Source organism: Flavobacterium sp. Root901 (assembly GCF_001429765.1).
Classification (GTDB): Bacteria; Bacteroidota; Bacteroidia; order Flavobacteriales; family Flavobacteriaceae; genus Flavobacterium.
In genome coordinates this window covers 419,236-440,301 of record NZ_LMJB01000009.1, presented here as the reverse complement: position 1 = coordinate 440,301, position 21,066 = coordinate 419,236, and the positions used below count along the sequence as shown (strand labels likewise).

Annotated in this window: 27 protein-coding genes and 1 tRNA gene; 15 read left to right on the top strand and 13 right to left on the bottom strand. The window is 33.3% G+C overall.

Annotated features, from left to right (window positions below; translation table 11 throughout):
• Positions 1-52: 52 nt before the first annotated feature.
• The 6 genes from ASE21_RS21880 to ASE21_RS19435 all read right to left on the bottom strand — a co-directional run bounded on the left by ASE21_RS21880 (position 53) and on the right by ASE21_RS19435 (position 3,523).
• Positions 53-202, bottom strand: coding sequence for a hypothetical protein (locus ASE21_RS21880; RefSeq protein WP_157848789.1), 150 nt, complete (start codon positions 200-202; stop codon positions 53-55).
• Between the two features lie 42 nt (positions 203-244).
• Positions 245-838, bottom strand: a complete 594-nt coding sequence (locus tag ASE21_RS19450; RefSeq protein WP_057124351.1) for a DUF2652 domain-containing protein — start codon at positions 836-838, stop codon at positions 245-247.
• Positions 839-885: 47 nt separating this feature from the next.
• Positions 886-1,422, bottom strand: coding sequence for an SRPBCC family protein (locus ASE21_RS19445; RefSeq protein WP_057124350.1), 537 nt, complete (start codon positions 1,420-1,422; stop codon positions 886-888).
• Between the two features lie 99 nt (positions 1,423-1,521).
• Positions 1,522-1,668, bottom strand: coding sequence for an NAD(P)H-dependent oxidoreductase (locus tag ASE21_RS21660; RefSeq protein WP_082603511.1), 147 nt, complete (start codon positions 1,666-1,668; stop codon positions 1,522-1,524).
• Positions 1,669-2,040: 372 nt separating this feature from the next.
• A tRNA-Val gene (locus tag ASE21_RS19440) sits at positions 2,041-2,118 on the bottom strand.
• Positions 2,119-2,296: 178 nt separating this feature from the next.
• On the bottom strand, positions 2,297-3,523 hold the full coding sequence (locus ASE21_RS19435) for a bifunctional folylpolyglutamate synthase/dihydrofolate synthase (protein ID WP_057124349.1): 1,227 nt from the start codon (positions 3,521-3,523) through the stop codon (positions 2,297-2,299).
• A 131-nt stretch (positions 3,524-3,654) separates the two neighbouring features.
• Between ASE21_RS19435 and ASE21_RS19430 the strand changes: the two genes are divergently transcribed.
• Positions 3,655-4,350: a MotA/TolQ/ExbB proton channel family protein gene (locus tag ASE21_RS19430; RefSeq protein ID WP_057124348.1), complete on the top strand. Its 696-nt coding sequence runs from the start codon at positions 3,655-3,657 to the stop codon at positions 4,348-4,350.
• A 3-nt stretch (positions 4,351-4,353) separates the two neighbouring features.
• Positions 4,354-4,749: an ExbD/TolR family protein gene (locus ASE21_RS19425; protein WP_057124347.1), complete on the top strand. Its 396-nt coding sequence runs from the start codon at positions 4,354-4,356 to the stop codon at positions 4,747-4,749.
• Between the two features lie 219 nt (positions 4,750-4,968).
• Here the strand turns inward: ASE21_RS19425 and ASE21_RS19420 are convergent, their stop codons facing one another.
• The 3 genes from ASE21_RS19420 to ASE21_RS19410 all read right to left on the bottom strand — a co-directional run bounded on the left by ASE21_RS19420 (position 4,969) and on the right by ASE21_RS19410 (position 8,166).
• Complete coding sequence (locus ASE21_RS19420; protein WP_057124346.1) at positions 4,969-5,874, bottom strand: energy transducer TonB; 906 nt, start codon at positions 5,872-5,874, stop codon at positions 4,969-4,971.
• Between the two features lie 347 nt (positions 5,875-6,221).
• Entirely contained in the window at positions 6,222-7,448 is a 1,227-nt protein-coding gene (locus ASE21_RS19415) for a Glu/Leu/Phe/Val dehydrogenase dimerization domain-containing protein (protein WP_057124345.1), read from the bottom strand.
• A 142-nt stretch (positions 7,449-7,590) separates the two neighbouring features.
• Positions 7,591-8,166 carry a chalcone isomerase family protein gene (locus ASE21_RS19410; RefSeq protein WP_057124344.1) on the bottom strand — a complete coding sequence of 192 codons (576 nt, stop codon included), beginning with the start codon at positions 8,164-8,166 and terminating at the stop codon, positions 7,591-7,593.
• Positions 8,167-8,645: 479 nt separating this feature from the next.
• Here ASE21_RS19410 and ASE21_RS19405 point away from each other — a divergent pair, with 479 nt between their 5' ends.
• The 13 genes from ASE21_RS19405 (at position 8,646) to ASE21_RS19345 (ending at position 17,734) form a co-directional block, all read left to right on the top strand.
• The gene (locus ASE21_RS19405) at positions 8,646-9,788 is read left to right on the top strand and encodes an acyl-CoA dehydrogenase family protein (protein WP_057124343.1); all 1,143 of its coding nucleotides are present in this window, start codon (positions 8,646-8,648) and stop codon (positions 9,786-9,788) included.
• A 103-nt stretch (positions 9,789-9,891) separates the two neighbouring features.
• Entirely contained in the window at positions 9,892-10,569 is a 678-nt protein-coding gene (locus tag ASE21_RS19400; RefSeq protein WP_057124342.1) for a Crp/Fnr family transcriptional regulator, read from the top strand.
• 90 nt (positions 10,570-10,659) lie between these two features.
• Positions 10,660-11,259: a peroxiredoxin-like family protein gene (locus tag ASE21_RS19395; protein WP_057124341.1), complete on the top strand. Its 600-nt coding sequence runs from the start codon at positions 10,660-10,662 to the stop codon at positions 11,257-11,259.
• 2 nt (positions 11,260-11,261) lie between these two features.
• Positions 11,262-11,720, top strand: a complete 459-nt coding sequence (locus ASE21_RS19390; protein ID WP_057124340.1) for a YHS domain-containing (seleno)protein — start codon at positions 11,262-11,264, stop codon at positions 11,718-11,720.
• A 9-nt stretch (positions 11,721-11,729) separates the two neighbouring features.
• Positions 11,730-12,110, top strand: coding sequence for a DoxX family membrane protein (locus ASE21_RS19385; RefSeq protein ID WP_057124339.1), 381 nt, complete (start codon positions 11,730-11,732; stop codon positions 12,108-12,110).
• A gap of 6 nt (positions 12,111-12,116) precedes the next feature.
• Entirely contained in the window at positions 12,117-12,605 is a 489-nt protein-coding gene (locus tag ASE21_RS19380) for a hypothetical protein (protein ID WP_057124338.1), read from the top strand.
• Positions 12,593-13,303: an NRDE family protein gene (locus ASE21_RS19375; protein ID WP_057124337.1), complete on the top strand. Its 711-nt coding sequence runs from the start codon at positions 12,593-12,595 to the stop codon at positions 13,301-13,303. Before ASE21_RS19380 ends, ASE21_RS19375 begins: the two co-directional genes overlap by 13 nt.
• A 10-nt stretch (positions 13,304-13,313) precedes the next feature.
• Complete coding sequence (locus ASE21_RS19370) at positions 13,314-14,348, top strand: hypothetical protein (RefSeq protein WP_057124336.1); 1,035 nt, start codon at positions 13,314-13,316, stop codon at positions 14,346-14,348.
• On the top strand, positions 14,349-15,005 hold the full coding sequence (locus ASE21_RS19365; RefSeq protein ID WP_057124335.1) for a hypothetical protein: 657 nt from the start codon (positions 14,349-14,351) through the stop codon (positions 15,003-15,005).
• A gap of 26 nt (positions 15,006-15,031) precedes the next feature.
• Entirely contained in the window at positions 15,032-16,000 is a 969-nt protein-coding gene (locus ASE21_RS19360; RefSeq protein ID WP_057124334.1) for a M20/M25/M40 family metallo-hydrolase, read from the top strand.
• 35 nt (positions 16,001-16,035) lie between these two features.
• Positions 16,036-16,713 carry an SDR family NAD(P)-dependent oxidoreductase gene (locus ASE21_RS19355; protein WP_057124333.1) on the top strand — a complete coding sequence of 226 codons (678 nt, stop codon included), beginning with the start codon at positions 16,036-16,038 and terminating at the stop codon, positions 16,711-16,713.
• A gap of 19 nt (positions 16,714-16,732) precedes the next feature.
• On the top strand, positions 16,733-16,963 hold the full coding sequence (locus tag ASE21_RS19350) for a four helix bundle protein (RefSeq protein WP_317039166.1): 231 nt from the start codon (positions 16,733-16,735) through the stop codon (positions 16,961-16,963).
• Positions 16,964-17,128: 165 nt separating this feature from the next.
• Positions 17,129-17,734: a SprT-like domain-containing protein gene (locus ASE21_RS19345; protein ID WP_057124332.1), complete on the top strand. Its 606-nt coding sequence runs from the start codon at positions 17,129-17,131 to the stop codon at positions 17,732-17,734.
• A 110-nt stretch (positions 17,735-17,844) separates the two neighbouring features.
• On the opposite strand, the gene ASE21_RS19340 is transcribed toward ASE21_RS19345, so the two are convergent.
• The 4 genes from ASE21_RS19340 to ASE21_RS19325 all read right to left on the bottom strand — a co-directional run bounded on the left by ASE21_RS19340 (position 17,845) and on the right by ASE21_RS19325 (position 20,929).
• A complete protein-coding gene (locus ASE21_RS19340; protein ID WP_057124331.1) occupies positions 17,845-18,606 on the bottom strand; it encodes an ABC transporter ATP-binding protein in 762 nt (253 codons plus the stop codon).
• Entirely contained in the window at positions 18,606-19,352 is a 747-nt protein-coding gene (locus tag ASE21_RS19335) for an MlaE family ABC transporter permease (RefSeq protein WP_057124330.1), read from the bottom strand. Before ASE21_RS19335 ends, ASE21_RS19340 begins: the two co-directional genes overlap by 1 nt.
• A gap of 79 nt (positions 19,353-19,431) precedes the next feature.
• The gene (locus ASE21_RS19330) at positions 19,432-20,280 is read right to left on the bottom strand and encodes a glycosyltransferase (RefSeq protein WP_057124329.1); all 849 of its coding nucleotides are present in this window, start codon (positions 20,278-20,280) and stop codon (positions 19,432-19,434) included.
• A 124-nt stretch (positions 20,281-20,404) separates the two neighbouring features.
• Positions 20,405-20,929 (bottom strand): methyltransferase, encoded by a 525-nt coding sequence (locus ASE21_RS19325; protein ID WP_057124328.1) that lies wholly within the window; start codon positions 20,927-20,929, stop codon positions 20,405-20,407.
• Positions 20,930-21,066: the final 137 nt, after the last annotated feature.

Below are 21,066 nucleotides of genomic sequence, written 5' to 3'. Positions count from 1 at the left end.
TGCGTGGTTACAAATTAAAGATACAAGATTTTTCCTTTAAACATTTAGCTTTCTATTTCCAATTCATAAAACCTTCAAAAGCAAAATATAATATGTAAATATATAAAGCGTACTTAGTTACTTTTTTGATGATTTTGTATGTTTTGAAAACATGAGGATTGTAAACTGATTTGTCGAATTGTTTTTTTATTGACTGTTCCATTTTGTTTGTTTTTAAATGTTATTAAATTGAATTCTTATTAATTTATTGATAATCGTAATAAGAATAGACTTGGTTTACGTAACTCATAGGATACTTATGTTTGTTGTCTATTGTTTCATTATAGTTGGCAGCACTTCTCATTTCATTGGTTAATAAAACATATGTGTTACTTTTAATTGAATTTTTCAATAATTTATGTGACTGTACAATTGTTTGTCCGTATAATTTTTTAAAACCTCCAATATTATATTCAGAGAAATCTCCATAATGGGCTATTAGTTTTAAGGACAAACCCAGTTTATGACCTACTATTTCCTCTATCTGATGCAGTTTTTTTGTAAAAGCTTTAAGCATTATTTCATATTGATTGAGGATTTTACTTAGTGATGGTGGATCACCAAATTTGTAAAATAGAACTGCATCGCCTTCAATTTCGGATATTTGCATATCTAAAGTATTACACTCGATAAGCGTGGAAAGCAGCTCATAGGTAATGTATCTTCCTGCTTCCAGGCAAATAGTAGATACAAATTCTGTAAACCCGCTTATATCAGGTATGATGACAATACCATTCCCCGCTTTGATATACTTGGATTGTTTTAAATAATTTTCTAAAAGAGTATGGTTATCTATCATTTTATAAATATTAAAGTTGAATCATCATTAATTTGTATTTAAAAATTTTAGTTTATACTATTTTTTTCCGCTTCAAACTTTAAATTATTTAACCAAATTCGCAATGATTGTTCAAGTCCTTTCTGAAATTTTTGTTGCATTAATGTAACCAGCCAGCCCTCCATACTTTCATTTACTCTTACTTCGGTATAGCCATTCATTTGTGTAAAAGTCCAGTTATGAATGGCAAATGAACCAAATGCCGGACCCGACCAACCTATTTTACTATAAGGTATTGCGGTATGAATAGTGGAATGAATTGTTAATCCGCCAGATTTCCAATCAAAGCTATTGCCTTCTTTAAAAGTACCTACAAGAACTGGCTCTTGTACATCCGAATGCCAGCTTTCCCAATGATTTACATCACTCATTATTTTCCAAATTTTTTCGGGTGATGTTTTAATTTTTATTTTTAGCGCTGTTTTTACCGGGGCATTTTCATTGATACTATTGGATACCTTGTAAGAGCTGAATAGTTCTAAACATCCAATTAGGATTGCTAATGATAGTAATATAATTAAAGTGCCTTTTAAAATCTTTTTCATTTTTTCTGTTTTTAGTATGAGTTTATAACTTGAGAAGTCCAACTTTCAATATTTTCTCATCGGCACCTTGGCCAATGCGTTGTCCAGCATATCTTCTAATTAAAGAACGGGATTGAAATGGAGTGGGTACAAATCTCTTACCACTACTTCGTGGTTTTTTTGTGTCAAAGTTTGTTCTGCTGTTTGTTTAAAATGGTGGTTTAAACTTGCTGCATTTGGATGAGCATAAATAATCAGATGTTTCATTTTTTTATCATTTTAATAAATTAATGAAGCAAATGTAGAACAGCAGTTTTGGTTAAAATTGTAAGAAAACGAAATGGCTTATTTTCCTCTGCAAATTTCTTGTTGGAATTTCAAGTATTAATTTGGTGTAAGACCATAAAATTTTTGAAGTTTGATTTTGTAAAAGTTCGATGGCTTTTACAAACTTTTCGTATTTGCTTTTTTCTTTGGCAGTTTATCCAAAATATCTTTTTTGGTTTGTATTTGAAGCTTAAAAATTTATACAGACATATTCTGTAAAGTTTGCTATTTCACCTTCGTCTAAAGGGTAATACTTTACGATTAGAAAAAAATAGGCATAAAAAAAACTCCTTAATTTCTTAAGGAGTTTCTTGGTGGGCGATGAGGGGTTCGAACCCCCGACCCCCTCGGTGTAAACGAGGTGCTCTGAACCAGCTGAGCTAATCGCCCTATTTTACTAGGCTGCTATCGTTTGTGATTGCGAGTGCAAATATACGCTAGTTTTTGAGTTCTGCAAAGAAAATTGAATAAAAAATAAAACTTTTTTAAAAATAAATTATATCTCGCTGTTTATGAATTTGTTATTAAATCGGTTTTTTAAAACTTTTTTTGTAGATCATAACTACATTTAATCCAAAGGCAATTCGGCAACAACAAAAGTACTTCCGCCAGCATAAATGAAATCATTTTTTGATGCGTTTTGTCTGGCTTCCGCAAAAGCGCTTTCAACAGAATCGAATTTTTCTCCAGCTAAATTAAATTTCGCAGCAGCATTTTTCAATGTTTCTGCCGGTAAACCTCTCGCCGAATCTGGACTGCAGAAATAATATTGAGCCTCTTTCGGGAAAAGCGGTAAAATAGAGTCTAAATCCTTATCATTAACAACGCCCAAAACAATATGCAGTTTCTCATATTTTTCATTTTGAAGCTGATTCATCACAACTGCTAATCCGTGTTTGTTATGCGCCGTGTCGCAAATAATTTTAGGGTTTGCTCCCAATTGCTGCCATCTGCCTTGTAAACCCGTATTTTTTACAACATTTAGTAAACCTTCTTTTAATTGTTCAGTCGAAACTTTAAAATTAGTTTGATTATTTAAAATTGAAATCGTCTGCTGAACCGTTTTTTTATTGTGAAATTGGTAATCTCCAATCAAATCAGATAAATAAATTTGGTCGATTAAGTCTGAAGCAAAAGAAATCGGAGCGTTATTTTCTTCGGCTTTAGCCAAAAAAACAGGCTTTGTTTCATCTGTATATTCGCCAATAACAACCGGAACATTTGGCTTTATAATTCCTGCTTTTTCACCTGCAATGGCTTCGAGCGTATTTCCTAAAAATTGTGTGTGGTCTAAACCAATATTTGTAATTACAGAAACCAAAGGCGTAATAATATTTGTAGCATCCAGTCTTCCTCCCAAACCAACTTCTATGACTGCGATATCTACTTTTTCAGAAACAAAATAATCAAAAGCCAAACCCACCGACATTTCGAAGAAACTCATATCATTGGCTTCAAAAAAAGATTTATGTTTTGATATGAATTCAATCACAAATTCTTCTGAAATTTCCTGACCATTTATTTTAATTCTTTCCCTGAAATCTTTTAAATGCGGCGATGTGTATAATCCTACTTTATAGCCCGCTTCCTGCAGGACCGAAGAAAGCATATGCGATGTCGATCCTTTTCCGTTTGTTCCCGCAACGTGAATGGTTTTTAATTTCTGTTCGGGATTGCCAAGATGTTCTGCCAGTAACTTGATGTTAGTCAGATCTTCTTTGTATGCCGAAGCACCCTGAAGCTGATACATTGGTAATTGATTAAACATCCAGTTTGTTGTTTCCTGATAGTTCATTTTATTTGGATAAAATAGTTGTTGATTGAAATAATTTCCAGTTTTTTTAGTTTAATATTACAATGAAAATTATCTTTATTGCAAAATTGAAATATTTTTTAGAATTAATTATTAAAAACCAGAATTAAAATATGTTTAGCTACATTCAACTACAAGCTGATACTCTCGCAAACGCCTCAAACGTAGTGATCGAAAAAATTGCTCACCCTGAAACTGAAATTTCTGTTTTAGGATTTATCTTAAAAGGTGGTTTCTTCTTAATACCAATTGCACTTTTATTGTTTTACACGATCTACGTAATTTTCGAACGTTACCTGTATATTCAGAAAGCTTCAAGAATTGACGCCCGATTAATGCAGGATGTTGGTGATAAATTGCATGCAGGAAATATTGAACTGGCGAGAACTATTGTAGAAAGAAACGATACAGCAGTTGGAAATATTTTAAAAGAAGGCGTTTTAGTAATTGGAAGACCAATTGCTGAAATAGAATCTAACATGGACCGCGCTGCCGATATTGAAATTGGTGAAATGGAAAGACGTTTAGGCCATTTAGGACTTATCGCCGGTATTGCGCCAACTCTAGGTTTTATTGGGACTATTTCCGGAGTTATTAAAATTTTCTATAGTATTTCGGTTACAGAAAATATCAGCATCGGAAATATTTCGGGAGGTTTATATGAGAAAATGATCAGTTCCGGTTCCGGACTTATCGTGGGAATTATTGCATATAGTGCTTACCACTTATTAAACGGAAAAATTGATGATTTTGCTTTAAAAATTCAGAAACAGATATTAGAATTTGTAAACATAATTCAAAGATCATAAAGTATGTCAATTAAGAGAAAAAGAAGATTTCACGCCGAAGTTGCGACTTCATCTTTGAGTGACATTATGTTTTTCCTGTTGTTGTTTTTTCTTATTATCTCAACACTTGCAAACCCAAATGTTATTAAGATGACGCTTCCAAAAGCAAAATCAAATGAAAAAACAAATAAGCAGCTGATAAGTTTGTCAGTTACAGAAGATAAGCAGTTTTATATCGACAAACAGCCTGTTCCTTTTGAAGAATTAGAAACTACTCTAATGAATAAAATTGGTGCCGATAAAAGTCAGACTGTTGTAGTTCGAATTCCGTTTAATTTGCAGGTTCAGGATTTAGTTGATGTATTGCAGATAGGAGTAAAGAACAATTTAAAATTTGTAATTGCGACCAGTCCTAAATAGATTAATTATCAGGGCGTGACCGCAATAAAAAAACGGGCAGATCAGCATAACGTTGATTCGCCCATTTTTTTATTGCGGTCGGGCTATCCGCGCTACTTCGGTAGCGAGCTCCTATCCCTCACGCAAAAACCGCGTAATGACATAAAAAAGGCTTTCAGAAAATTTTCTGAAAGCCTTTTTTATGAGAATAGATTTATGTAAATCGTTGAAATTCGTGTTTTAATTCAAACTAAAATTATAAATAATCTTACCAACCTGTTTTGCGGGAGCATCATTATCAGATTCCCATTTTGTATTCATGGCAGCTACTTTTGCCTGATCTAATAAACATCTTGCTGTATTGGTTGTTCCTTTTATTCCCGGAGTTGCACTAATTGTTTTTCCATTTTGATCAACCGTAATTTCAACAACCACTTTTCCTTCTTCATTACAAGTATATTTCGGTGCAGGTTTGGATAAAGCTTTTCGGGTTCCTAAAGAATATCCGGTTCCGCCGCCAGAACCTCCGCCGTTTCCAGGTCCGTAACCGCTTCCTGTGCCAATTCCATTTCCGGTTCCGTTACCGCCTCCGGTTCCACCTCCAGAACCTCCGGAGCCGTAATAACCGTTGGAATTTAAACTTCCGTTTGCCTTTCCTTTATTTCCTGCTGTTTTATCATCGCCGTCTCCGCCTTTGTTAGAACCTTTTAAGATACTTGAAAGCGCTGCATTTGTAGAAGTTGAAACCTTAGGTTTTTCGGGAACAGGTTTTTGTATTGGTTTTTCAACCGGAACAGGCTTTTTCGGTTTTTCTTTGGTGGGAATAACGACATCTGTTTCATCTGCTTTTGTATTTTCCTGAGAAATAATAGCTTCTTCTTCAACTGTTTTTGCCGGAGCTTGTTTTACTTCGTTTTTTACATTCAGAACTTCGCTTTTGTAATTCGATCCGGAACCTAAATCGCTGTCACCAAAATTTACCGTTACCCCGCCGCCGCCACCGCCGCCTTCAGCAAGTGCAACGTTGTTTTCAGGATTATATGGAGGCCAAAAACGTATAAAAAACAGCAATGCAATAATTGCCGCATATATAGCAGTTGTGAGTAAGAGTGATTTCTTTTTATCTGAAGAAATAGTGAAACTCATTGTAATTCTGAATTTTGAAATTGTATTAAATAAAAACGTTTAAAAGTACTAAAAATTGTTTAGACTGAAAGAGCGAGGCGTAATTTAACCGCAAAGTTCGCTAAGGTTTTGCGTAAAAAACTAACAAGTTTTATCTGTTTTAATGGTGTAAATCTGGCTGAATAGAAAGTAAAGTTTGTTAAACCTTTTTTAATTAATCTCGCAAAGTTGCGAAGTCGCAAAGGAAACTTAAAAAACTTGGCGACTTTGCGAGAAATTAAGTTAGCGCGCTGTTTACATAACCCTTTACAAACAAAAAAACGAGCCAAATAGAAATCTGGCTCGTTTATATAAAAGTATAAAGTAGATTACACTAATTGTTTCAATGCAATTTCGAATGCCGTTGCACTAATATTTGTTTTTGATGAATTTAAAGCATGCGCTTTTACAATTGCATTTTTTATAGTTTCAGATGTATCATTAAAAATAGCTTCATCTGTCATTTGAACTTTTTTCTCCATGAAATAAGCAAAAACTCTCGCCATTCCGCAGTTTGAAATAAAATCCGGAATCAAACTCACTTTACGATCCACTTCTTCCATAATAGAACCAAAGAAAATTTCTTTATCAGCAAAAGGAACATTTGCTCCACAAGAAATAACCTCTAATCCGTTTGCGATTAAGCTGTCGATTTGGTTTTGGGTAACCAGTCTCGAAGCCGCGCAAGGCGTGAAAATTTCGGCACCAATTGTCCAGATTTTAGAATTGATTTCCTCAAACGGAATCATATTATCGGCAACTAATTTATTTCCGTCTTTATTTAAAAATAACGTTCTGATTTCTTCAAAAGAAAAACCATCTTCTTTGATCAATCCACCATCGCGATCAATAATTCCGATTACTTTTGCACCCATTTCAGCTAAATAAAAAGCTGCTGCAGAACCAACGTTCCCAAAACCCTGAACGATTGCTTTTTTGCCTTTTATATCTCCTCCATAAGCTGCATAAAAATGACGAACCGCTTCGGCAACACCAAAACCGGTAATCATATCGGCAACAGTATATTTTCTTGTAACGTCTGGTGAGAATTTTGGGTTTTCGATTACTTTAATTACACCCTGACGTAATTGTCCAATTCTATTAATTTTATCAGCTTCTGTAGGTTTAAAATGTCCGTTGAAAACACCTTCCTGCGGATGCCAAACACCACATTCCTCTGTCATTGGTATTACTTCGTGAATTTCATCAACATTTAAATCTCCTCCAGTTCCGTAGTAACTTTTTAATAATGGAGAAACAGCTTTGTACCAACGCTGCAAAACTCCTTTTTTGCGAGGATCATTTGGGTCAAAATTTATTCCAGATTTAGCGCCGCCAATTGCTGGCCCGGAAACTGAAAATTTAACTTCCATTGTTTTGGCTAATGACAAAACTTCATTCATGTCTAAGCCTTTTCTCATTCTTGTTCCTCCGCCGGCAGCTCCTCCGCGCAGCGAATTAATTACAGTCCATCCTTCGGCTTCTGTTTCAGAATCCTTCCAGTTAAAAACAATTTCAGGTGCTTTATTTTCAAATTGTTGTAATAAATCTTTCATTTTGTTGTGATATGTTTATTTTGTGTAAATGTATAAAATAGAATAATGCGAATAATGTATTTTGCATCAAATTTAGTAAACAAAAAAGAAAAGCCGAAAACTATTCGGTTTTCGGCTTTCTGAATATGTAAAATTTTAAGAATTATATTCCTAATAAGTGTTTTTTCAATGTTTCGTCAACGGGTTTATCAGAAAGCCAGATTCCAAACAATGCTTTTTTGAAATCAAATCCCTGAACTTTTCCTTTCAAAACTTCATTTTTAAAAACATTTATAGTTTGATCAAGCGGATTGTAGGCCAAAACGAATACATCTTTTTCTGTAATTGCGTCGCTTAAGTAGGTTTTGAATTGCTCGATTCTTGGTCGTAATTGTTCCAGATTGCTTCCAGCAGATTTTTCGAAACCAACATTCATTGCTTTGGTTAATTTATTTGAAGAAACCATAGACGATGTAATTTCAATTCGAATTGCCATTTCGGTATCGCTGTCAATAATAAACTTTGGATCCTGGCTTAGCTGCGACAAATACAATGCCTGCACATAAACTTCTAGCCACATTTTTGATCTTCCGCCAGCGCCGTTAAGCTGTAAAGTTTTGTTTTGATATTCTATTTTTCTAGGAACAGTAACGCCGTTTACCTCTAAATGAGTCTGGGCAGAAACTGCTGAAAATTGTAAAGTTAAAAGGAGTGTAAGTACTAGTAAAATCTTTTTCATGCTCTGTCAATTATTTAATTTTAAGGCAAAAATAATGTTAATTTCTCAATATTATCATCTTTTTTTAGAAGTTTTTTTTTCGCGGTTTTGGATTTTTTCAACTCTATCGCTTTAGTAATCAAATTAGTAAGACTAAGTTTACGTAGATTTACGTCCTTTAGGAATTGTTTAATCTTTTCTGCGGAGAAAATGTCTTAAATTTTACTTTTTTAAAGTTTTTAAATGACATTTTTTAATGTTGGATTTTAGAAAAAACGCTGCAATATTATAGCCTCTTTGAAGTAAATCATAAATTATTACGAAAACGTTATCGTTATTCTTGTCGATCTATTAAATTTATATGCATGCATTGTAAAATCCGCATTTAAAAATTATCTTTGGAAGCCTTTTCATTAAACTGGCAATTCAGCAAAAACAAAAAATAAAACCACCAAAACTGAATTTTAATTTAGTTTAGAAAAACAATAAAATAAAAAACTATGGATTTTAATCTTACCGAAGAACATTTAATGATTCAGCAAGCTGCAAGGGATTTTGCTCAAAATGAATTATTGCCGGGAGTTATTGAGCGCGATGAAAAACAAATTTTTCCAGCTGAACAAGTTAAAAAAATGGGTGAACTGGGATTCATGGGAATGATGGTAGATCCAAAATACGGAGGAAGCGGGCTTGACGCTGTTTCGTATGTTATTGCAATGGAAGAAATCTCAAAAATTGATGCTTCAGCTTCTGTAGTAATGTCGGTAAACAATTCATTGGTTTGCTGGGGATTACAGGAATATGGAACTGAAGAACAAAAACAAAAATATTTACCAGGCTTAGCCTCCGGACAAATTCACGGAGCATTTTGTTTGAGTGAACCGGAAGCAGGAAGTGATGCAACATCTCAAAAAACAACTGCGATTGATATGGGCGATCACTATTTGGTAAACGGAACTAAAAACTGGATTACAAACGGAAACACGGCCTCTGTATATTTAGTAATTGCACAAACGCATCCTGAATTAAAACACAAAGGAATCAATGCGTTGATTATGACGAAAGATATGCCAGGTTTTGAAGTGGGTCCAAAAGAACAAAAAATGGGAATTCGAGGTTCTGATACACATTCGTTGATGTTTACGGATGTTAAAGTTCCAAAAGAAAACAGAATTGGAGAAGATGGTTTCGGATTTAAATTTGCTATGAAAACTCTTGCCGGAGGCAGAATTGGGATTGCATCTCAGGCTTTAGGAATTGCTGCCGGAGCTTATGAACTGGCTTTAAAATATTCTAAAGAACGTAAAGCTTTTGGAACAGAAATCTGCAACCATCAGGCAATTGCTTTTAAACTGGCAGATATGGCTGTTAATATCGAAGCGGCACGCCATTTATGCATGAAAGCAGCGTGGGATAAAGACCAGCATAAAAATTATGACGTGAGCGGCGCAATGGCAAAATTATTTGCTTCGCAGGTGGCAATGGATACTGCGGTAGAAGCTGTTCAGATTCACGGAGGAAATGGTTATGTAAAAGAATACCACGTAGAGCGTTTAATGCGTGATGCAAAAATTACTCAGATTTATGAAGGAACATCTGAGATTCAGAAAATTGTAATTTCAAGAGCCGTTATCGCCGGATAATTTTAACGGAAATATATTTAAAACCCTTTCAGGCTTTTTGCTTTGAAAGGGTTTTTTGTTTAGATGTTAAAATTGCTACATTTACATCAGGAAAATTTATTTTATGTACGAAGATTTAAAATATTGGTACCTGCGGGATCACAAATTGTTTAGAACGCTGAGCTATTCACAAATTAAACAATTATGCATAATTACCGGTTTTAAAAAAGCATCAAAAGGAGAAATTATTTATTTTTCTTCTTCAGATGTTCCTCGTATTTTTTTACTTAAAAAAGGAAATATAAAAATTGTTGCCATTGATGATGATGGTAATGAAACTATTAAAGACATTATTCAAAAAGGAGATTTATTTGGCGAACTCACTTTAGAAACCGATAACAAGGTCGAAGAATATGCAAAAGTGCTTTCTGATGATGTTGTAATCTGTAGTTTTTTAATGTCTGATTTTGAAGATTTATTATTGCGAAACCCAACTTTGGCTATTTCGTACACAAAATTTGTCGGCTTAAAAATGAAGCGTGTCAAAAATAGTTACGCCAATTTAATTTCTAAAGATGCCAAGACCAGATTGTATCAGTTTCTTAAAGACTGGGCAGAACAGGAAGGCGTGAGAAATGGAAATTCTGTAGCAATTGAAAATTATTTAACTCAAAATGATATTGCCCAAATTATCTGTACTTCCAGACAGACAGCTACACAATTACTGAATGAAATGGAAACCAGCCAGCTGTTAAGTTATAACAGAAAAGAGATTATCATTCCCGATATCACCAAATTATAATTATTTTAGGCGAAGTGTAAATTAGCCGACATTTTGTTTTTTCATAGTACAATAATTTTACATCATCAAAAAGATGTAAAACGACAGACTATGAAAAAAATACTTTTAATTTTTCTGACAGCCCTGACTTCGGCTGTTTATTCACAAAATGCAGTTCCTGTATCTGCAACTGATATTTCGCCTTTACTAATAGGAGAAAAAATTCCAAATGCGGTTTTAAAAACATCCGAAAACACAGATGTAAATGTTTTGGAATTACTTAAAAAGAAAAAAACGGTTCTGGTTTTTTATCGCGGCGGCTGGTGTCCGTATTGCAATATGCATTTACAGGCATTGGCTGAAGCCGAAAAAGAAATTATCGATTTGGGTTACCAAATAATTGCGATAAGTCCGGACTCACCTGAAAATTTAAAAATAACAAAAGACAAAGACAAAGTAAAATACACCTTACTTTCTGATTCAAAAGGAGAATTGATAAAAGCTGTAGGAATTTATTATCAGGCTCCTGAAAACTACAAGGAAATAATTAACGTACATTCTAATGGAATCAATACCAGCTTACTGCCAGTTCCTTCTGTTTTTGTTGTGAATACTCAGGCCGATATACTTTTTGAATATATCTCACCAGATTTTAAACAGCGTATTTCTAAAGAATTATTGATGTCAGTATTAAAAACTTTAAATAAATAAAGATGAAAAAGCTAGTAGTAGTATTATTGATTTTAGTTTCGGTGAGTTCATTTGCTCAAAATGAAGCAAAAAGAGTTAACCAGTATAATTTAGAAAATAAAACAGCAATTCAGGGTTATGATCCTGTTGGATATTTTAATCAGGGAAAAGCAGTAAAAGGGAAAAAAGAAATTTCGGTTTCCTATCAGGGAGTAGTTTATCTTTTTTCTTCAGCAGAAAATAAAAATGCTTTTCTAAAAAATCCATTAAAATATGAACCTCAGTATGGCGGGTGGTGTGCTTATGCAATGGGAAGCGCGGGTGAAAAAGTTGAAATAAACCCCGAAACATTTAAAATTACAGACGGCAAGCTATATTTATTTTACAATGCTTATTTTAATAATACCTTGAAAAGCTGGAACAAAGACGAGAATAACTTAAAAAGTCAGGCTGATACTAACTGGAAAAAAATTTATAAATAAGCTGAAACCATGAAAAAAGAAATTTTAATCTGGATTTTAAGAATAACAGCTTCAGTAATTTTATTGCAAACCTTATTTTTTAAATTCAGCGGTTCAGAAGAAAGTGTTTATATTTTCTCTGCCTTAGGCGCAGAGCCTTATGGAAGAATTGGTTCTGCAATTGCCGAACTAATTGCTGCAATTTTAATTCTGATACCCAGAACAACCTGGATTGGAGCCATTGCTGCAGCTGGAATTATGATTGGTGCCATTCTATCTCACTTATTTGTTTTGGGTATAGTGGTTAAAAATGACGGCGGATTACTTTTTGCTTTGGCTGTCATTACTTTATCATGTTGTTTAGGATTACTTTATTTCAATAAAAACAAATTGTTTAATCTTTTAAAGTAAAATGTTATGCTGCTAAAATCAATACGCCACAGTTTAGATGAGTTAACCGGTTTACTGGATCAACTATCAGATAAGGATTATTCAAAATCCTGTGAATCTTTAAGTAATGCTACCATTGGAGAACATACCAGACATATTCTGGAGATGTTTCAATGTCTGCAAAATGGTTACGATTCAGGAGTTTTAAATTATGATAACAGACAAAGAAATAAAAGAATTCAAACCGAAACTGAATTTGCAAAACAATGTATTTCTGAAATTAAAACAGGATTACAGACCGAAAATAAAATAATGTTCCTTGAACAATATATTGACGGACTTACCATGCGGATTCAAAGTAACTACTACAGAGAATTGCTTTATAATCTGGAACACTGCGTACATCATCAGGCTTTAATAAAAGTTGCCGTGCTGCAATTTGAGAACATTTCAATAGATGATAATTTTGGTGTGGCGCGCTCCACCATCGAATATAGAAAACAATGTGTACAGTAAGTTTTGTAAATAATAAAGGAGCTGCGATTATTACTTCAAACCGGGACGAAAAAATTATTCGTCCCGGGGCCATTGTGCCAAGAAATTACAGGTATAACGGAAAAAAAATTATGTATCCAAAAGATTCAAAAGCAGGCGGAACCTGGTTTGCACTGGATGAAAACGGAACTGTTTTAGTTTTATTAAATGGAGGAATTACAAAGCACAGTCCTTTATTGCCGTATCGTAAAAGCCGTGGATTAATTGTTTTGGACCTTATGGAAAATGATTCGCCAAAGGATTTCTGGAAACAAATTGATCTCGATAATATAGAACCTTTTACGCTGGTTTTGTATCAGGAAAAAGTTCTATACGAATTAATCTGGGATGGTTTCAATAAAAAAATAACAAAGTTAGATGAAACTCAAAATTACATTTGGTCATCGGTTACGTTATATCCGGAAGAAATCAGGAAAGAAAGGTCTAAATGGTTTTTTGATTTTTTGAAAGATAAAAAGGAAATCTCAGCACAGGATATGCTCGATTTTCATAAAAATACTCATAGTGATGATGCTCAAAACGGTTTAGTCATTAATAGAGAAAATATAATGAAAACACTGAGCGTAACGCAAGTAGTAACAGAGCAAAATAAAGGCACAATGAAATATCATGATCTGGTTAAAACAGAAGATTTTGCGTCCTCATTTATTCGAATTTAAATGTATACCTATGAAACTATTTTTTTACAAAATTACCAATTGGGAATATTGGCCATTTCAGGTTTTATATTTTCCAATTTATTTTATCTGGGCTTATTATGCTGTCAAGGCAAAATCTGTTTTTTTCTTTAATGCCTCGAATCCTAAAATTAAAAATGGAGGTTTTATTATGGAAAGTAAAAAACAGATTTACGATTTACTGCCCAAAAAACATTATCCAAAAACGATTTTGATCAGGGAGAATTCTGATTTAAAAGACATCGTTAATCTGCTGGTCGAAAAGCAGATTTATTTTCCTTTAATTGCCAAACCAGATATTGGTCTGCGTGGGTCCGGTGTCAAAAAAATCAAAACTGTTTCTGAACTCACAGAGTATGCAGGCAAAGCAAATTTTGATTTTTTATTGCAAGAGCTTATTCCGCTGGAAAAGGAAGTAGGTATTTTTTATGTGCGCAAACCGCTTCAAAAAAATGGAAAAATTACCGGCATTGTTTCTAAAGAATTTTTAATTGTAACAGGAGATGGGAAATCAACGATTGAAGATTTAATCAAACAAAATCCAAGATTTGCGCTCCAGCTGAATGTTTTAAAAGCAGAATATGGAGAACATCTCCAGCAAATTTTGAAGAAGGATGAATCTTTCAATTTAGTGCCGTTTGGCAATCATGCCCGAGGAGCAAAATTTCTTGACGGAAGCGATTGGATAACGCCGAAATTGACAAAAACAATTGATGAGATCGCGCTTCAGATTCAGGGATTTTATTTCGGAAGATTTGATATTATGTACAACACTTTTGAAGAATTAGAAAGGGGAGAAAACTTTCAAATTGTAGAGCTTAATGGCGCAGCAAGCGAGCCTACACATATTTACGACCCTAAACATTCGCTTTGGTTTGCCTGGAAAGAATTGGCGCGCCACATTACTTACATGTACGAAATAAGTGTTGAAAATCATAAAATGGGAGTTCCATATTTAGACTACAAAACCGGAATGCGTGAATACAAATTGCATTTGGTGCAAAACAGTAAAATAATGAATTTTTAAATGAAAGGGTTAAAAAATATCGGAGTTGGGTTTGCAGTAAGCTTTTTAGGCTCAGTCCCTTTAGGATATTTAAACCTTTTCGGATTGGAAATTTATACCAAATCTGGGCTTTACGATTTAGTTTTCTTTTTATTCGGAGTTGTTTTAGTAGAAGTTTTTGTTATTTATTTCACCCTTCTTTTTGCCGGACAACTCATAAACAATAAAAAATTAATGAAGCTGATTGATTTTTTTGCAGTAGGTTTTATGTTTGTTCTGGCCTTTGTTTTTTATTTCAGTTTTAATCAAACGTTAAAATCAGATAATGCTTTACGCAATTATTTAATTTACCCGCCATTTATAATTGGGATTGTTTTAAACTGTTTTAATTTTTTGCAGCTTCCTTTCTGGGCAAGCTGGAATTTATATTTACTTAACGGAAAGTATATTACAATAGAAAGAAAGTTAAAATATTATTATATTGCAGGAACTTTGACAGGTGTTTTTTTTGGAATGTTTAGTCTGATAGTAATTCTACAGGCTTTTGTTCAAAAAACAAATCCATTTTCAAAGTATATAATGCCTGTTTTTATCCCGGCTTTTTTTATTGTTCTCGGAAGTTTACAGGTATTTAAAGTGTATAAAAAATATTTTAAATCTGCGGTTTTAGAAATTTAATTCTAAAATCAATCAATTTTCTATTTATGAAAAAACTATATTTTCTTCTTCCTTTGGTTTTGCTTGCCTGCAAATCGAATCAGACAACCAGCAAAACAACATCAGATTCAAAACCTGCTGAAATCGTTTATAAAGTTGAACAATCTGATGTTTCAGATTTCTTAAAATATCTTTCTTCAGATGAATTGCAAGGTCGTGAAACAGGAACACAGGGAATTGAAAAAGCCGCCGTTTTCTTAGAAGATTTTTTAAAAAAGAATAATGTAAAACCTTATTTCGCAACATATCGAGATACTTTGACGAATTTTAAATCTCCGGCTTTTAATATTGTTGGAGTTTTAGAAGGAACAGATCCTGTTCTTAAAAATGAATATGTGGTGTTGAGTGCACATTATGATCATATCGGAATTGAAAAAAAGCAGCAGCCGGATCAAATTTATAATGGAGCAAATGATGATGCTTCGGGAGTAACTGCTGTGGCACAAATGGCTAAATATTTCAGTAAATCAAAATCGAATAAAAGAAGTATTCTTTTTGTGTTTTTTGCCGGAGAAGAAAAAGGTCTTTTGGGATCAAAAAGTATGGCGCCAAAACTAAAGGCAAAAAACTTCAATTTATATACTCAGTTAAACATCGAAATGATTGGCGTTCCTATGAAACGTGACTATTTGGCCTATGTTACAGGTTTTGACAAATCAAACATGGCAGAAAAAATAAATGAATACACAGGAAAAAAGACTATCGGATTTTTACCAAAAGAAGCAGAATACAAATTGTTTTACAGATCTGACAATTATTCGTTTTTTGAAGCTTTTGGAAAACCATGTCAATCCATAAGTACTTTCGATTTTGAGAATTTCGATTATTATCACCATGTTTCAGACGAATTTAAAGTAATGGATATTCCGCATATGACTTCTTTTATTCAGGAATTTTTGCCAGCGGTAACTAAAATTGCAACAACGCCAACTGAAGAAATTGTAATGAACAAATAACAGTTCGTTATTTTGGTTTTGCTTATTTTTGCTACATGAAAAATATTATTGTTACCGGAACGAGCAGAGGAATTGGTTATGAATTGGCATTGAAGTTTGCAAATGCCGGAAATCAGGTTTTGGCGATTTCAAGAAAAATTCCAAAAACACTTTTAGAACATCAAAATGTTACGTGCTTATCAATTGATTTAGCAGATGAAACTGCTTTACAGGAAGCAGCAAATTTTCTTTCTTCAACATGGAAAAAAGTTGATGCCGTAGTTCATAATGCAGGAGCTTTGCTTTTAAAGCCTTTCGCAGAAACCACGCAGGCAGATTTTGAAAGTATTTATAAAGTGAATGTTTTTGCTGTGGCAAATCTTACCAGAATCTGCCTGCCTTATTTGCAAAAAGGAAGCCACGTTGTAACCATAAGCTCAATAGGAGGCGTAAGAGGAAGTTTAAAATTTGCCGGATTAGCAGCGTACAGTTCAAGCAAAGGCGCAATAATTACGTTAACCGAATTATTAGCAGAAGAATATAAAGAACAAGGAATTTCTTTTAATGTTTTAGCTTTAGGTTCTGTTCAGACAGAAATGCTGAATGAAGCTTTCCCGGGTTATCAGGCTCCAATTTCTGCAGAAGGAATGGCAGCGTATATTTATGATTTTACTCTTAACGGAAATAAGTATTTTAACGGAAAAGTTTTGGAGGTTTCTTCTACTAATCCGTAATTAGTTATGAGTTTTGATTATGAGTGAGAGTATTGTTAAGCTTAAAAGGTTTGAGTTAGCTATAAGAGGGGTTAATTTTTATAAATGGTTGATTTTTGAAAAGAAAGAATTCATAATGAGTAAACAGTTTTTACATTCTGTAACTTCAGTTGGTGCAAATGTTCGCGGAGCGATAAATGCGCAGAGCAAGGCTGATTTTATTCATAAACTATCCATTTCTCAGAAAGAATGCGATGAATCAATGTATTAGCTGGAAATTTTAAACGCAACGAATTATATTTCAGAAAATGAATTTGAATCCTTACTCCAACAATGTAATGAAGTTTTAAAAATCATAAAAAGTATAATTATAACATCAAAGAAAAAGATATAGTTAGTAAAACTCATAACTCATACTTTATAATTCATAATTATTTTGAGCGACACTTTAGCAAAATATATTCCGGAACATGCTGTAAAGCCTATTTTTGATTTGATTGTAGCCAATCAGGTTCATCTCAAGATCGTAAATGAGCGCCAGACGCGTCATGGCGATTACAGGAGAGGACTGAGTGGAAAGCATGAAATTACAGTTAATGCAAGTTTAAATAAATACAGGTTTTTAATTACATTAATTCATGAAATCGCACACTTAGTTGCATTCGAAAAGTTTGGAAGAAATATAAAACCGCATGGAAACGAGTGGAAATATACTTTTCAGCGTTTGATGGTTCCGTTTATCAGGCCCGAAATATTTCCAGCTCAGATTTTGCCTTTGCTGGCACGACATTTTAAAAATCCTTCTGCGAGCAGTGATACAGATACCACTTTGTCTTTAGCATTAAAACAATACGACAAAGAGAACGATAAAAACTATGTTTTTGAAATTCCCTACGGAAGTGTTTTCCGAATTAAAAACGGAAAAATATTTAAGAAACTGGCTGTAAGAACGAAACGTTTTGAATGCCTTGAAATAAGCTCAGGCAAATTGTATCTTTTTAACCCAAATGCTGAGGTTGAGCTTTTGCCGGGAAATCATTAAAGATTTAAATTCCAATAAAAAAAATCCAAATTCCAATCTTAGTAAAATTGGAATTTGGATTTTTTTTATTGAGATTTTCCGTTTAATTGGAATTTGGAAATTATTAAATTTTATCCTTTCAAATAAGCTTCACGAACTTTTTTAAACAAGTTTGAAGAGTAAACAAATTTGACAATATCTTTATTATCAGTAATAAATATTTCTTCTTTAGTTCCCTGCCATGCTTTTACACCTTTTTTTAAGAAAACAATATTTTCTCCAATCTCCATTACAGAGTTCATATCGTGCGTATTGATTACGGTTGTAATATTATATTCTTTGGTAATTTCCTGAATCAGGTTATCAATCAAAGTTGAAGTATTTGGATCTAATCCGGAGTTTGGTTCATCACAAAACAAGTATTTCGGATTATTTACAATCGCACGGGCAATCGCCACACGTTTCTGCATACCTCCGGAAATTTCAGAAGGTAATTTTTTATGAGCTTCTACTAAGTTTACTCTTTCTAGAACAAAATCAACACGTTCTTTAATTTGTGCCTTGCTGTTATTGGTGAACATTCTTAGCGGAAAAGCCACGTTTTCTGCAACTGTCATCGAATCGAATAAAGCACTTCCCTGAAAAACCATTCCTATTTCAGTTCTTAATTCTCTTTTTTCATCCGGATCTAATTCAGAATAAATTCTCCCGTCAAATTCAATAGTTCCGGAGTCAGGCGTATGAATACCTAACAATGTTTTTAATAAAACCGTTTTTCCAGAGCCACTCTGTCCGATAATCAAATTGGTTTTTCCCGTTTCAAAAACTGTCGAAACACCTTTTAAAACTTTACTGTCACCAAATGATTTTTCTATGTTTTTTACTTCTATCATTATCCTAATAATAATTGAGTTAATATATAATTAAAAAGAATGATACAAACCGATGTCCATACAAACGATACCGTACTTGCTTTACCAACTTCTAATGCGCCGCCTTTCATATAATAACCGTGAAAAGAAGGAATCGTAGCCAATAACATGGCAAAGATTAAAGTTTTGATAAAAGCGTAAGTAATATGAAAAGGAATAAACTCCATTTGAGCTCCCTGGATAAAGTCCTGACTAGTTGAAAATCCGCCATAAGCACAAGCCAGCCATCCGCCAAAAATACCTAAAAACATACTGATTCCTATTACAAAAGGATACATCAAAAGGGCAATAATTTTAGGGAAAACAAGATAGTTTAATGAATTAACTCCCATAACCTCCAGCGCATCAATTTGTTCTGTAACACGCATTGTTCCAATACTTGAAGTAATGTAAGATCCCATTTTTCCGGCCATAATAACCGAAATAAAAGTAGGGGCAAACTCCAGAATTACAGACTGACGTGTAGCAAAACCAATTAAATATTTTGGAATTAAAGGATTAGTTAAATTTAATGCCGTTTGAATGGCAACAACTCCTCCAATAAAAAAAGATATAAAGCAGACAATACCAAGAGAATCGATTATTAAGTCATCAATTTCCTTGAAAATCAAGTTTTTCATAACAGGCCATTTGGTCTGTTTATTGAAAATTTCTTTAAGCATTAAAAAATATCTTCCTATTTGGGATAAATAACGAACTAGCATCATAAGTTTTAAATATTTGCTAAGGTAAAAAGAAGTTATGAGTTTTGAGTTATGAGTTCCCGTTTTTCGAGTGTTTTACCAATCAAATTAACTTTTGTTTCATTTTCTGCAAACGATAATTTCTAATAAATTTAGCTTGTTCAGGGGTAACTAATAAAGGAGTTTTAGCTTTTTTGGCTTTTAAAAATCCTTTTATATAATCAAAAAAGAGAAAAGGCTTTTTCTTCATCATTGCCAGTTTTGCAGATGCTATCGACGTGATCCAAAAACCGTAACCTAAAGTGTAAAAAGCTTCTCCTTGCTTATAACGCGCTGTTTTGTTGTAATTTGCGCCGGTTGGTTTTAGATGTTTTACATGTAAAGATTCATCGGTAACTATTTTCCAATCGTAATATTTACACAATAATTCATCTACAGTATCCCAGCCCATTGCAGGTTTTAAACCGCCAATTTGCTGGTAGGTTTCTTTTCTGTAAGCTTTTAGAGCGCCGCGAATATGATCTTTGTCCGTCAGGTTTTCTAAAACCCATTCGCCGTTTTTGTCGATATAACAAAATCCGCCCGCCATTCCAATTCTGGAATCCGATTCAAAATGTTTGATAATCGTTTCAAAATAATTAGGAGGAAAAATTAAATCGCCGTCTATTTTTACAATAATATCATAATCAGAATCTAAAGTTTCAAAACCTTTCTGAAAAGCCTGAATTACTTTACTTCCAGGCATATGAATAGCATCCGAAGTTTTATTTACAACAGAAATATAAGGATTGTCTTTTGCAAAACCCAGCACCACTTCCTCCGTTTTATCTGTAGAGTTATCGTTTACGACAACTATTTTAGAAGGTAAAACAGTTTGAGAGACCAAGGATTGTAAAGTCAGACCGATAAGATCTTGCTCGTTGTGCGCAGGGATAATGATGTAATAATTCATTTTTAATTCCAATTTTTTAATTCCAATTCAATTCTGAAGAATAAATCTCAATCTTTTAAAATTCCAAATTCCAATCTTACCGATATGGTTAAAATTGGAATTTGGAATTTAAATATTGGAATTTTTATTTTATTTTCTCAGCAGCGACAATATAATATCTTGGAGTAAAATATCTTAATAAGGGTCTAAATCCAAACTTTTTTACCGGATGAGTAAATTGCAGGCGATCTGTTATTTTCCAGCCGGTTTTTTCTAAAAGCCAGTCCAGCTGCCAGTCTTCGAATTCATGGTAATGTCTGTCCCACATATCTGTTTTAGAACGATATGCCGGAGAAAACCATAAACGTAATGGAATTGAAATTAACAATTTATCACATTTTACGTTTTGTAAAATGGTATATGGATTTAGCAAATGTTCGAAAATTTCAAATGCTGTAAAAACAGTATATTGTTCTGTTTGTAACGCCGTTTGATCGTTGTCTAAATCTTCGCCTTTTGTATTTTTTACGGTATAGCCATTTTCTTCCATTATTTTAGAAAATGGATTTGGTACTCCAAAATCAAAAATAGTTTCTGATGTGCTAACGTGCTTTTGTAGAAACTCTAAGGTTAGTTTGAATCTCTTATTAGGAAATGTTTTTTCGTACATTTTTTATTTTTTATCTGCAAAGGCGCAAATATACAAAGTTATCTGCTGTTTTACATTTTTTTTACTTCGAATGCATTTCTCACAAAGACGCGAAGCCGCATAGTTTTTTTATCTGCCACAGATTAAAGGATTAAAAA

What these genes read in the sequence shown, in the direction of transcription:
- ASE21_RS19430 (WP_057124348.1), top strand. Translation starts at nt 3,655, where the DNA reads ATGTTTAGCTACATTCAACTACAAGCTGATACTCTCGCAAACGCCTCA.
- ASE21_RS19335 (WP_057124330.1), bottom strand. Translation starts at nt 19,352, where the DNA reads ATGATGCTAGTTCGTTATTTATCCCAAATAGGAAGATATTTTTTAATG.
- ASE21_RS21880 (WP_157848789.1), bottom strand. Translation starts at nt 202, where the DNA reads ATGGAACAGTCAATAAAAAAACAATTCGACAAATCAGTTTACAATCCT.
- ASE21_RS21660 (WP_082603511.1), bottom strand. Translation starts at nt 1,668, where the DNA reads ATGAAACATCTGATTATTTATGCTCATCCAAATGCAGCAAGTTTAAAC.
- ASE21_RS19375 (WP_057124337.1), top strand. Translation starts at nt 12,593, where the DNA reads ATGTGTACAGTAAGTTTTGTAAATAATAAAGGAGCTGCGATTATTACT.
- ASE21_RS19450 (WP_057124351.1), bottom strand. Translation starts at nt 838, where the DNA reads ATGATAGATAACCATACTCTTTTAGAAAATTATTTAAAACAATCCAAG.
- ASE21_RS19325 (WP_057124328.1), bottom strand. Translation starts at nt 20,929, where the DNA reads ATGTACGAAAAAACATTTCCTAATAAGAGATTCAAACTAACCTTAGAG.
- ASE21_RS19385 (WP_057124339.1), top strand. Translation starts at nt 11,730, where the DNA reads ATGAAAAAAGAAATTTTAATCTGGATTTTAAGAATAACAGCTTCAGTA.
- ASE21_RS19370 (WP_057124336.1), top strand. Translation starts at nt 13,314, where the DNA reads ATGAAACTATTTTTTTACAAAATTACCAATTGGGAATATTGGCCATTT.
- ASE21_RS19390 (WP_057124340.1), top strand. Translation starts at nt 11,262, where the DNA reads ATGAAAAAGCTAGTAGTAGTATTATTGATTTTAGTTTCGGTGAGTTCA.
- ASE21_RS19355 (WP_057124333.1), top strand. Translation starts at nt 16,036, where the DNA reads ATGAAAAATATTATTGTTACCGGAACGAGCAGAGGAATTGGTTATGAA.
- ASE21_RS19365 (WP_057124335.1), top strand. Translation starts at nt 14,349, where the DNA reads ATGAAAGGGTTAAAAAATATCGGAGTTGGGTTTGCAGTAAGCTTTTTA.
- ASE21_RS19400 (WP_057124342.1), top strand. Translation starts at nt 9,892, where the DNA reads ATGTACGAAGATTTAAAATATTGGTACCTGCGGGATCACAAATTGTTT.
- ASE21_RS19410 (WP_057124344.1), bottom strand. Translation starts at nt 8,166, where the DNA reads ATGAAAAAGATTTTACTAGTACTTACACTCCTTTTAACTTTACAATTT.
- ASE21_RS19415 (WP_057124345.1), bottom strand. Translation starts at nt 7,448, where the DNA reads ATGAAAGATTTATTACAACAATTTGAAAATAAAGCACCTGAAATTGTT.
- ASE21_RS19425 (WP_057124347.1), top strand. Translation starts at nt 4,354, where the DNA reads ATGTCAATTAAGAGAAAAAGAAGATTTCACGCCGAAGTTGCGACTTCA.
- ASE21_RS19395 (WP_057124341.1), top strand. Translation starts at nt 10,660, where the DNA reads ATGAAAAAAATACTTTTAATTTTTCTGACAGCCCTGACTTCGGCTGTT.
- ASE21_RS19445 (WP_057124350.1), bottom strand. Translation starts at nt 1,422, where the DNA reads ATGAAAAAGATTTTAAAAGGCACTTTAATTATATTACTATCATTAGCA.
- ASE21_RS19380 (WP_057124338.1), top strand. Translation starts at nt 12,117, where the DNA reads ATGCTGCTAAAATCAATACGCCACAGTTTAGATGAGTTAACCGGTTTA.
- ASE21_RS19360 (WP_057124334.1), top strand. Translation starts at nt 15,032, where the DNA reads ATGAAAAAACTATATTTTCTTCTTCCTTTGGTTTTGCTTGCCTGCAAA.
- ASE21_RS19340 (WP_057124331.1), bottom strand. Translation starts at nt 18,606, where the DNA reads ATGATAGAAGTAAAAAACATAGAAAAATCATTTGGTGACAGTAAAGTT.
- ASE21_RS19435 (WP_057124349.1), bottom strand. Translation starts at nt 3,523, where the DNA reads ATGAACTATCAGGAAACAACAAACTGGATGTTTAATCAATTACCAATG.
- ASE21_RS19350 (WP_317039166.1), top strand. Translation starts at nt 16,733, where the DNA reads ATGAGTGAGAGTATTGTTAAGCTTAAAAGGTTTGAGTTAGCTATAAGA.
- ASE21_RS19420 (WP_057124346.1), bottom strand. Translation starts at nt 5,874, where the DNA reads ATGAGTTTCACTATTTCTTCAGATAAAAAGAAATCACTCTTACTCACA.
- ASE21_RS19405 (WP_057124343.1), top strand. Translation starts at nt 8,646, where the DNA reads ATGGATTTTAATCTTACCGAAGAACATTTAATGATTCAGCAAGCTGCA.
- ASE21_RS19330 (WP_057124329.1), bottom strand. Translation starts at nt 20,280, where the DNA reads ATGAATTATTACATCATTATCCCTGCGCACAACGAGCAAGATCTTATC.